Annotated in this window: 7 protein-coding genes; 6 read left to right on the plus strand and 1 reads right to left on the minus strand. The window is 47.2% G+C overall.

Going from position 1 to position 6,450, the window contains the following annotated elements:
- On the minus strand, positions 1 to 300 hold a 300-nt coding region (locus tag AC2FIP_RS20510; protein ID WP_496787985.1), incomplete at its 3' end, for an IS5 family transposase.
- A gap of 304 nt (positions 301 to 604) precedes the next feature.
- On the opposite strand from AC2FIP_RS20510, the gene AC2FIP_RS20515 reads away from it, so the two are divergent.
- From AC2FIP_RS20515 to AC2FIP_RS20540, 6 genes are all read left to right on the plus strand, one after another.
- Complete coding sequence (locus AC2FIP_RS20515) at positions 605 to 2,632, plus strand: galactosyltransferase-related protein (RefSeq protein ID WP_496787976.1); 2,028 nt, start codon at positions 605 to 607, stop codon at positions 2,630 to 2,632.
- 81 nt (positions 2,633 to 2,713) lie between these two features.
- Positions 2,714 to 3,517 (plus strand): hypothetical protein, encoded by an 804-nt coding sequence (locus tag AC2FIP_RS20520; protein WP_282021687.1) that lies wholly within the window; start codon positions 2,714 to 2,716, stop codon positions 3,515 to 3,517.
- 84 nt (positions 3,518 to 3,601) lie between these two features.
- Positions 3,602 to 4,381, plus strand: coding sequence for a sulfotransferase family protein (locus AC2FIP_RS20525; RefSeq protein ID WP_496787977.1), 780 nt, complete (start codon positions 3,602 to 3,604; stop codon positions 4,379 to 4,381).
- Positions 4,382 to 4,567: 186 nt separating this feature from the next.
- The gene (locus AC2FIP_RS20530) at positions 4,568 to 5,224 is read left to right on the plus strand and encodes a hypothetical protein (RefSeq protein ID WP_496787979.1); all 657 of its coding nucleotides are present in this window, start codon (positions 4,568 to 4,570) and stop codon (positions 5,222 to 5,224) included.
- Between the two features lie 391 nt (positions 5,225 to 5,615).
- A complete protein-coding gene (locus tag AC2FIP_RS20535) occupies positions 5,616 to 5,924 on the plus strand; it encodes a hypothetical protein (RefSeq protein ID WP_496787981.1) in 309 nt (102 codons plus the stop codon).
- A gap of 157 nt (positions 5,925 to 6,081) precedes the next feature.
- The coding region (locus AC2FIP_RS20540) for a transposase (protein ID WP_496787983.1) at positions 6,082 to 6,450 on the plus strand (369 nt) is incomplete at its 3' end.

Genomic DNA, 6,450 nt, shown 5'->3' on the forward strand with positions numbered 1-6,450 from the left:
CTGATGATGGGCACGAACCACTGTACTGTCGACCATCTGAAGAGCGTCAGGAACGATCCTGCTCTCGGTCAAGGCTGCCAGAATCTGTTCCCAGAGCCCCGCGAGAGTCCATCGGTGGAACTGTCGGTAGACACTCGACCACTTCCCAAACTCCTCAGGTAGGTCTCGCCATGGGGCACCTGTACGTGCAATCCAGAAAACGCCATCAAGAAAAAGGCGATGGTTGGTAGGTTTGCGCCCGTTCGGGGCACGGACCGAAAGGATGAACCGTTCAAAGAACGCCCACTCCTCGTCCGACATTAAGTTTCGTGCCAAGCTGGTCTCCGTCGCAGATACCGGCTTGAATCACGATCAGAGGTCGCCGTGAATCCCTTTTGTCAACACGGCCTAACAGGTGGAGACGGAGTTTGCGACAGAACCAAACATAGTCTTGCAGGTGTATTGTAAAGCTCGCTAGAGTTCGATAGGTGCCAGCAAGAGCTTCGGGGTTGTGGGTTAGTTTACAAGATCCGCAGTCGGGGCAGCTACAAAATTTACATAATGTCAAAATACCAATAAATGACATTCAGTGCGAATTTATGTTGGACTATGCGCGGAAAGCGAAATGAATACTTCAAAAATAAAATTGGATACTCTTCAGGCGTCTCTACAGGATAAACCGTCAGACGCAAGAGCTGTGTTCCAAAGTATGGTTCGCACTCAATTGTCAAAAAGGAATTCTAAGTCCAGAGAAGATATTGCATCGACTTTTGTCGGACTACTTCAGCGCCCCGAACTACGAAATGAACTGCCAAGAGTGGCATCTTCTAACAAAGGATTTGTGACCAACTGCGGCGTTCAAAAGGGTGTTTCATTGGTTACATGCTGCATGAATAGAAACGCACATTTAACCGAAACGATTCCGACTTGGCTAGCCCATGATGAAGTCGACGAAGTTGTCATAGTTGATTGGTCTTCTACGTATCCGGTTTCTGTCACGTTGAGAGACGCTGGCATTGAAGATCAGAGGGTGCGAATAGTAAGAGTTGAAGACGAAGGGAGTTGGATACTTTCGCACGCTTACAACCTTGGATTTCGAGCGACCTCCAGGTCAATAATTCTCAAAGTAGACAGCGATGTGCTGCTCAGCTCGACATTTTTCGAAGAAAACGATTTAGCCGAAGAACTCTTGATTGCAGGAAACTGGACATCCGCAGCCGAAGGACAATCACATGTGAACGGGCTTTTTGCCGTTGGTCGAGATCAACTACTTGCCGTCAACGGTTTCAACGAACGGATTGTTACATACGGTTGGGATGACGATGATCTTTATGAACGCCTCACGCAATCGGGTGTTCCAAGGCAAGATGTAGCATCACAAACAATCCGCCATATCGATCATGAGGATATCGGACGTGTTGCACCTTCCCAGAAGGAGTTTTTGTGTGCATGGGATGAAATTGAGGCACTTCCCATATTCTGGATTAAATTGAACAAAATTCTGGCGACATCAGCATCCCCGTGGGACATCTCCACTCCTATGTCCAAGTTCAATTCGCTGACAGAAGCCAAGGCCATGACGACAGTACGGAGAAGCCAACCATTCGGCGTAAATCCATCTCTGATTGGATCACGAACCGAACGCGCAGAAGCCGCTATTCAAGCCCTGGAATCCAGATTGGGGTCGTCGGTTATTACCGCTCCGTTATCGTCTGTGGACGATGCATTGGCGACTCTGGATCTCAATGACGCAATTTGGTCTATTTCGTCAGACAATGAGAACCTGGTGTCGATACCGCAACCGCAAAAGCACATCAACTCCCGGCCAAAACTGATAATCGATGCGCAGCACGGTTTGGGAAACCGTTTGAGGGCAATTGGATCGGCTGCAGTTTACGCTGAAGCGACCTCACGCGAACTCGTCATTCGGTGGATACGGGATGAACACTGTGATTGTAATTTTTCCAGCTTATTCGAATTCGAAGGTGCAGTTGAAAGCGATCTAAATGAAAACTATGATAACGCCCTAAAGCTGGATTTGATGGACAAATCAGTCAGGCATTCTTTTTTATCAAAGCCTAAAATTCACAAGGCACAAGATGTCATTGTGAAGTCGGCGTACCGAATAATTGGCGACCACAAAACGATCGATCAAGAGAGGAAATTTCTCCGCGCTCTAAAGCCCGCTGTCCGAGTTCAAGAGCTTATTGATTCCGTACGGTCCCCGAATGATGTCTCAGTTCACATCCGAATGAGTGGGGGTGCTACGAAACGCCAGGAAGAAGATGTTCCCGGTGATTGGACAAAGTCCGAAGAGGAAATGATTAGGCGGGCCAGAGACAGGTCTCACTATGGATACTTTTTTAAGAGATTGGATTCTCTTTTAATGGAATCCAGCAGTCTCAGTATATTCCTCGCTTCAGACAACGCAGAGGCATATGAGACCTTCGTTTCAAAATACTCAGACAATGCGGTTTGGCTCCCTAGAACCGACTACAGCCGATCAGAGGATCAACTAGTTTACGGGCTTGCAGATATGCTGTTGCTTGCCCGCGCGCCCATATTGCTAGGCAGCAGTTGGAGTTCATTTACTGAAGTGGCCCATTATTTTTCTGTCAACCAAATGCTTGAGATTTCGGGAGTGGATTTTTGACCCTTCCAGGCGCGCGAAATACTTTCCCAAGGCAGCCAGATTCAGAATCCGAGCAGTGCCCTCTCCAGCCATGGTTTCCAAATGAGTGATGCAAAAGTAAGAGACATTGCCCTAGAGCAAGTTATGTCGATGCGGCCCGTTCGCTCGACTTCAGTTGTAATCATTGAAGGACACAAGCCTGTTGAATGGTCTGAGGCGTACCAAAAAGCAGGGTTTGCCAACGTTGCCATCGCAACATTTGATCAATTGGATGAAGTAGTTTCCCAACAAGGCGAATTTGATCCTTCACATAGAGTAATTCATGTAACTGCTGGAGTTCCAGCAGACTCACTATACGAAGCTCAGAGAAGTGTAGAAGCCATAGCAAAATACGCCAACTTTGTTGTTTTTACACCTAAACCGAATTCGTTTCAACTGAACGAAAGCCTGATGATTTCATGGCCAAGCTTTTGGGGAATTTTATTTCTCGTTGAGAATTTTTGTCTTTTCGACCCTATTCGACCCGCAGTCTGGAATGAAAGTTTCAGCGATTGGGATACAATGCAAAGCACCGTTGTTTTTGCTCGAAACAAAGAAATTCAAGCGGAAAATAATCTGTCAAGCCTTGTCGACTACGTGCATCCTTCAATAGTGGAAATGAACCTAAAAAAAATTGCGCGTTTGGAAGACATAATATTGAGAGGTTCATCAATACCGGTAAACGCTTCGCGAGATATCTACTTTTATTTGCCGAAGCGGTATAGAAGTAAGAAATATGAACTCAAGATTGTCAAAGAACAGCGTAAATGGTGGTTTGTCGCACTATGTTCACCTTGGCGTTTCTCCTATTGGAATGATCTTTGGAGGGTGCAGAGAAGAAGGAAGCGTTTGAATAATGTTAGCTGAAAACCGGAAGAAACGCATTAAATTTGAAGAGCCTTCACCCGCCTATAGGTTAATGTCATGCTAAGGAGCAAGCGGAAGGGTAGAATGAACTCAAGAGTTCATGAGAATTTCATTTACTTGGAAAGTAAAAATATCGCTTTTGGCTATGTGCCAAAAGTCGCATGCACGAATTGGAAAATTGTTCTCCGAAGACTATTAGGGCATGAAGACTTTAATCGAAAGGACATAGCGCACAATAGAGAGAAATCGGGGTTTCACTTTCTTGACAGAACAGTCAAAGAAGATTTCGAAGTGCTGAGTAACGAAGATGTCAAGAAAATAGCATTTGTTCGCGATCCATATTCTCGCATACTTTCGGCCTATTTGAACAAGTTTGATAGCATTAATAGACGAATAGATTCACCCAAAAGCAAAGACTATTTCGACTTAGTTTTCGATGATGTTATCAGGTTTGAAAGATTCGATAGGCCAAAAGGTTTCCGGGCCAGGATTGCAAATTACATCTACGCTTCGAATACGGTCAATTTTCTTACGTTCTTGGAATGGATTAAAGCGAAGAGGAAGGAATCGTTTTATGCAAACGATGAACACTGGACACCGCAGTGTGAAATTTTGCAGCATCCAACTGTTAAGATTGATTTTCTAGGCCGTTTCGAAAATTTGGCCCAAGACGCAAAAATCGCCTTACACCAAATGGGTGCAGATTTCGAATTTCCAACGCAAGCGGATGTCGGATTTAGCCCAACTAAAGCTGACGAAAAATTGAAGCGGTTTTATGCCAAGGAACACGTAGATTTGGTTAATGAACTTTTCTCCCGTGATTTTGATGTCTATGGTTACCCACGATGGGATGAGCGTGGCTGACACACTCGGTACTCTGTTATCTTTCTCTCGATGCCATTTGTCTTTGCCAGTGAAATTGTCAAAGCATTGCAAAAACTTGCTTGCTCGGTCTGCTATTGCTACAGAGTACCTAAAAATCGTGAAACTTAGGAGTGTCGGCGTGCCACTGGAATTGTATCGACCTAGTAGCATTTTTCCCGGTAAATCATGAGAGCTTTGCTGTCGAAGAATCTTGTTGCGTTGTCCAAGCCAAGATGTGGTTCACTCAGCCTCCGGCGTATGATTGATCCTCACCTTGCCCCTGGGGATATTGCTGTTGATTTTGCAGGACAGCTTCCATCGCTGCATCCTCATATTACAGCTCCATACTTTGGCGAATATCTGGGTGAGCGGGGGCACGATGTCTCAAAGTTAACTTTCATAATTACAATCCGTCATCCGATCGAGATGCTTTGGTCATATTGGAAATATTTCAAGCCAGATTTCTTGTGCCGATACACCTTCACAAATGGCTGGGATGCTTCAGCACCGCTTGATTTTGAAACGTGGGTATGCACGGGCAAACTTGGCCTACGAAAAGAGTGGTTGGAGCTCGGGCCGAGCTGGATATCGGTAGAAAACCTTTCGCCACTTAGCCTAGAGGCGCGTGCCGCGGGTTCGAACGGGGAGTTGATGGTAGACCACATCTTTCGCTTGGAAAACGCAGCTGAACTAGCAGAGTTTTTATCCGAGGTCATCGGTACCAGAGTTTCAGAGGTTCGTACGAATGAATCATACGACAAGAATCTACCAAAATTGGGGTGCGAATCTCGAAATCGTATAAGAAGTATGTTCCCTTTAGAATCCCAATATTACGGTGTTTAGCTTGTTCTTTTGGAACTTTGTTGAACAAAAATGCCGTAAGGGACTCACTGCGTGAATCCAGTGTGATAGCTGGTGGCCATGAGCAGTTGGTCCCTGTTAGCAAGAGTTTTTGGCGCGGTGATCGTAGTGGGTTGCGGTCATGTGTCCGGCCTGTTTGTACGATAGCCATGCTGCTTCCGTTACAGTTCATCGACTTTGCCGGATTTTTCATATGGTATCGTAAAGCGCGCAGCAAGGTACTGTGAAAACTCGGAAGTAATGTTTCGGTCTCACGTGCAGTAATCTCCATAGTTGATTGTAGCGGCAGCGGCGCGCGCCTCAGGAAGGCTTTCCCTGCCCGGCAGGCTGCGTTGCTTGATGCGCTTGAGCGGTTTGGGTTGATTTTGATGCGTTGCTGAAGAAGGACTTTGAGGCAGAGGTTTCCGATATCCAGATCGCGCGGAAGCATGGGGTTGATGCCAAGTGGATACAGGCGCAAAGTTGCAGGTTGGGGTATCCGGCCTATATGGAGTGCCCGTCGAAGCACCTCTCAAATGAGGAACTGGCTGAGGTTTTTGAAAACGCCGGCTGGAACCACTCTGGGGCGGCTATGCAACAGTGGATGGATCGCCGGATGTTTGCACAGCGGTCGGGTGAGGCGTGGGTCAGTGAAAGAGGCAATAAAGATGAGTTTGGATGCATGGAATTGAGTGGGCGTTGACGATCAGGTTGCTCCATCGGACTGGTTCTCTCATCAAGGCGGCGTGGACTTGAGGCTCGATGACCTTGAGGTTGAACGATGGAAAAAGTGCAATCTAGAAGTGTTGACAAAAGGGATTCACAGCGACCTCTGATCGTTATTCAAGCCGGTATCTGCGATGGAGGCCAGCTTGGCACGAAGTCTAATGCCGGACGAGGAGTGGGCGTTCTTTGAACGGTTCATCCTTTCGGTCCGTGCCCCGAACGGGCGCAAACCTACCAATCACCGCCTTGTTCTTGATGGCGTTTTCTGGATTGCACCTACAGGTGCCCCATGGCGAGACCTGCCTGAGGAGTTTGGGAAGTGGTCGAGTTTCTACCGACAGTTCCGCCGATGGACTCTCGCGGGGCTCTGGGAACAGATCCTGGAAGCCTTGACCGGGAGCAGGATCGTTCCTGACGCTCTTCAGATGGTCGACAGTACAGTGGTTCGTGCCCATCATCCATTGCCCTGCAGGGCATTGCGCCAGCAATGTCCCGAGAAGGAA

Source organism: Ruegeria sp. CDSB114 (assembly GCF_059611025.1).

Coding starts and splice junctions, on each gene's coding strand:
- AC2FIP_RS20515 (WP_496787976.1), top strand. CDS start 605: ATGAATACTTCAAAAATAAAATTGGATACTCTTCAGGCGTCTCTACAG.
- AC2FIP_RS20520 (WP_282021687.1), top strand. CDS start 2,714: ATGAGTGATGCAAAAGTAAGAGACATTGCCCTAGAGCAAGTTATGTCG.
- AC2FIP_RS20525 (WP_496787977.1), top strand. CDS start 3,602: ATGAACTCAAGAGTTCATGAGAATTTCATTTACTTGGAAAGTAAAAAT.
- AC2FIP_RS20530 (WP_496787979.1), top strand. CDS start 4,568: ATGAGAGCTTTGCTGTCGAAGAATCTTGTTGCGTTGTCCAAGCCAAGA.